This is a genomic window from Jatrophihabitans sp. (genome assembly GCF_036389215.1).
Taxonomy (GTDB): Bacteria; Actinomycetota; Actinomycetes; order Mycobacteriales; family Jatrophihabitantaceae; genus Jatrophihabitans_A.
This window is the reverse complement of sequence record NZ_DASVQG010000001.1, coordinates 1-3701: the sequence shown is the minus strand read 5'-3', so window position 1 is coordinate 3701 and position 3701 is coordinate 1. Positions and strand designations below refer to the sequence as shown.

Annotated in this window: 5 protein-coding genes; all 5 read left to right on the top strand. The window is 66.7% G+C overall.

What is annotated here, in order from left to right; genetic code table 11:
* Positions 1–835 (top strand): Acg family FMN-binding oxidoreductase (locus tag VF542_RS00025; protein ID WP_408649658.1); only part of this gene is annotated, 835 nt, incomplete at its 5' end.
* Positions 836–943: 108 nt separating this feature from the next.
* Complete coding sequence (locus tag VF542_RS00020) at positions 944–1960, top strand: Acg family FMN-binding oxidoreductase (RefSeq protein WP_408649657.1); 1017 nt, start codon at positions 944–946, stop codon at positions 1958–1960.
* A gap of 300 nt (positions 1961–2260) precedes the next feature.
* Positions 2261–2857, top strand: a complete 597-nt coding sequence (locus VF542_RS00015; RefSeq protein WP_408649656.1) for a hypothetical protein — start codon at positions 2261–2263, stop codon at positions 2855–2857.
* A 92-nt stretch (positions 2858–2949) separates the two neighbouring features.
* Positions 2950–3141 (top strand): DUF6767 domain-containing protein, encoded by a 192-nt coding sequence (locus tag VF542_RS00010; RefSeq protein ID WP_408649655.1) that lies wholly within the window; start codon positions 2950–2952, stop codon positions 3139–3141.
* On the top strand, positions 3125–3701 hold a 577-nt coding region (locus VF542_RS00005; RefSeq protein ID WP_408649654.1), incomplete at its 3' end, for a DUF6544 family protein. The genes VF542_RS00010 and VF542_RS00005, both read left to right, overlap by 17 nt.

Here is a 3701-nt window from a genome sequence, read left to right as displayed (position 1 = left end):
TTCCCTGCTGGTCAGCTGCGGAGCGGCACTGGCACTGACGGAGTTGGGGCTCAGCGCACTGGGTTGGGAGACCCAGACCCAGCGGCTGCCCAATCCGGCCGATCCTGACCTGCTGGCCGAGTTCCGGGTTATTCAGCGCAGACCGGCGGACCCTCATGAAGTGGAGATGTTCGCAGCAGCGCAGCGGCGGCAGAGTGACCGCAGGCCGTTTCGGTCCCAGGACGTCGCACCGGATGCAATCGGAGCGCTTCGCGCAGCGGCGGCGGCCCCGGGTGTCCACGCCGACTTTCCGGTACGTGCCGAACAACGCGTCAACTTCGCGGTGGCGGTGAGCTGGGCCGACCGGACGGAGAAGAAGGACCCGGAATACATCGCCGAGATGAACCGTTGGCTGCGCGAGTCTGACGTACATACCGACGGCGTCCCGACGGGTGCGATACCTCATGTTCCGCCAGGGCAGGCGCGTCATACCGATGTGCCCTTGCGTGACTTCGAGATAGGTGTATCGGGTCGCCTACTCATCGAACGCGATGTGGACGAGCACCCGCTGATCGCAGTCCTGCTGACCGAGTCCGATACCGGGCTCGAGCAGTTGCGGGCCGGTGAGGCAATGATGCGGTTGATGTTGGAAGCTGAATTGCTCGGACTGGGTACCTGCCCATTGAGCCAGGCCGTAGACCTGATCGCGTTCCGCAGCCGGATACGGACATTGATGGGCTGGCAGGGGCTTCCCCAGATGATGCTTCGAATCGGCTACCCGGTACCCGGAGGCCCGGCGCCAACTCGGACTCCCCGCCGCCCCGTCGCGGACGTTCTCGTCGTCCTGACGAGCTGAGTGGCGGATGCCACCGCCGCTATCCGGCTGAGCGGCACGGCCGTGACCTTCGGCCCTTCTGCGAGGCTGGCGTGCCGGTAGATCTTGATAGGCATGGGACTTGGAGAGATGAGTGAGGACATCGTCATGATCAACTCATTGGCAACCCGCGCTGAACTGCTTCGCAGGGCAGCTGAACAGGCATTGCTGGCCCCGTCGGTTCACAACACCCAGCCCTGGCGCTTCGTCCTGACGTCTGACGCCTTGGAGATCCACTCGGACCCACGCCGGCAACTGCGCGTTCTCGACCCCAGCGGACGGCAACTGATCATCAGCTGCGGATGTGCCCTGTTCAATGTTCGGGTGACGCTGGCAGCACGCGGATACCATCCGGTCGTGGAGCGGTTCCCGGACCCGAATCGCCGAGACCTCCTCGCGCGGGTCTCGCTCGCATCCGAGCCGGCTGCCGAGCTTGTGATCGGAACGCTGGACCGCTACATCATCAGTAGACAGACCAACCGGCGCCGTTTCACCGATGAGACGGTACGCCCAGAGGTCATCTCGCAGCTGATGGAGTGTGCCGTGGACGAGGAGACGATGCTCTTTCACGTGCGGGCCATGAACCATCGTCTTGCCGTAGCGAGGTTGAGCCACGAGGCTGACGCGGTGGAGAACGCCGATCCGGCGTATCGCGCCGAACTTCGAGCATGGACCAGCGACGACTCCAAGCGCCACGACGGCGTTCCTGCCGTGGCGGTGCCCCGTGTCACCGGCAATGCTCAGGACGACATACCGATCCGCGATTACGACACCCGGGGCACGGGTGGGCTGCCGCCTGAGACGCGCTCCAGCGTGAACCAGTCGCTGTTCATCCTGGGAACCAGCAATGATGATCCGCTGTCCTGGTTGCGGGCCGGTGAGGCCCTCGAGCGATTGTGGTTGGAGGCCGCCAGGAATGGTTACGCCATCAGCTTGTTCACTCAGGTCATCGAACTCCCCTACTTCCGGGAGCGGTTGAGGACTGAGCTGGGACTCACCACGCGTCCGCACATCCTGATGCGGATTGGCAAAGCGCCGATAACCTCGTCCTCGATGCGCCGCCGGCTGCAGGATGTTCTGATCGACAACACCGCGACTGCTGACTGAACCCGCCAACGTCGCTCTGCCGGCTGGGCGCCTGATCCGCCAGGCCCTTGGCCTCCTCTCCGGATCTGCTCCGGGTGAAAACTGCCAAGCGGGTGAGGGACTCGGGCCGGCGACACCTGGGCGAACTGCTGTTCATGCTCGGCCTGGGGCCTCGGCAGGATCTGGGCGAAGCTGCCCTTCGTCAACCGGCCCCGCTTGGGAGTTGAGGACCTTGGTCCCGGCAACCCGGGTCTTTCTTCAGCAGTGCCGGCCAGCCCGGACCGAGATAGTTAATCCATCAACTCACCCAAGGGAGAACTCATGAAGCGCAGGACGTTCGACCAGCTGGCCAGCGCGGCCGGCCTCTTCCTCGCGGCCGTCCTGGTGGTGGCCGGATCGCTGCTGGTGTGGGCGCACAACTTCGTCGATCACGAGGTGCACAGCCAGCTCGCCGCCCAGCAGATCTACTTCCCGGCCAAGGGCAGCCCGGCCATCGCCGGCGCCGAATACGCCCCGATTCGCAAGTACGCCGGCCAGCAGTTGACCACCGGGGCGCAGGCCAAGGCGTACGCCGACCACTTCATCGCCAACCATCTCAAGGAGATCGGCGGCGGCAAGACCTACTCCCAGCTGAGCTCCCAGGCCCAGGCCAACCCCACCGACACCAAGCTGGCCGGCACCGTGCAGACGATGTTCCGTGGCGAGACGCTGCGCGGCCTGCTCCTGAACGCCTACGCCTTCGGCACCATGGGGATGATCGCCGGAATCGCCGCGATCGCTGCCTTCCTCGCCGCGGCCGTCATGTTCGTGCTGGGCCTGCTCGGGCTGCGCCACAGCCGCCGGGTGCCGGCGACCGAGGAGGTCCTGGCCAATCGCCAGCGCGGTGCCACGGCGGATCGCGCACTCGCCAACAGCTGAGCCGGCCAACAGCTGAGTACACAACGTCACCAGGAGGGCGCCCTGTCACCGACAGGGCGCCCTTCGCCATCACGAACGGAAGAAGAACACCGATGAGCAGCAACGCAGCGGTTCCCCAGTGCCCGCTCAGGCCAGGCCAGGCATGCACGCCCTGCCTGCCGGGCGCGACCGGGCCACAGGACTGCGGTGCGGTGTACCTGGTGTTCTCCGACCCGGACCTGCGGGCAGAGCTACACCGGCGCACGATTGCCGGACGGGAGAATCGCCGTGGCGTCCGCGTCTGAGGACCTGGCGGTCCGGCTGGCCGGCCGGCGATCGGCCGCCGAGGTGCATGCCTTGTGGCAGCGGGTGATGCCGCCGGTCGGGGACAACACACCGTGGGACCCGGCGCAGCTTCGGCCGCTACCAGAACCCGCTCGACGATGGCTGGAGCATGCCCTGTCGCCGGGCATTCCGCTGTACCGCGCCGTGGCCCTGCGGATGCACGGCCACATCCGGATCGGGCGATGGCTGCCATTCCAGGCCGTCCAGCTGCACGCCCCGCCGCGCGGGTACCTGTGGGTGGCCAAGGCCGGCTTCGGCCCGGTCAGCATCCGGGGTTATGACTGTTATGCCGACGGCACCGGCCGGATGCGGTGGCGGGTGTTCGCGGTGCTGCCCCTGCTCCACGCCACCGGTCCTGACATCGATCGCAGTGCCGCCGGCCGGGTCGCACTGGATGCCTTCGCGGTGCCGAGCAGCTGGCTCGGGCCCGAGGTGACCTGGCAACCCGGCGCCTGCGGGGACAGCGCCCTGGCGCAGTGGCGGATCGGCAGCTGGACGATAGCCGTGCACATCGACGTGG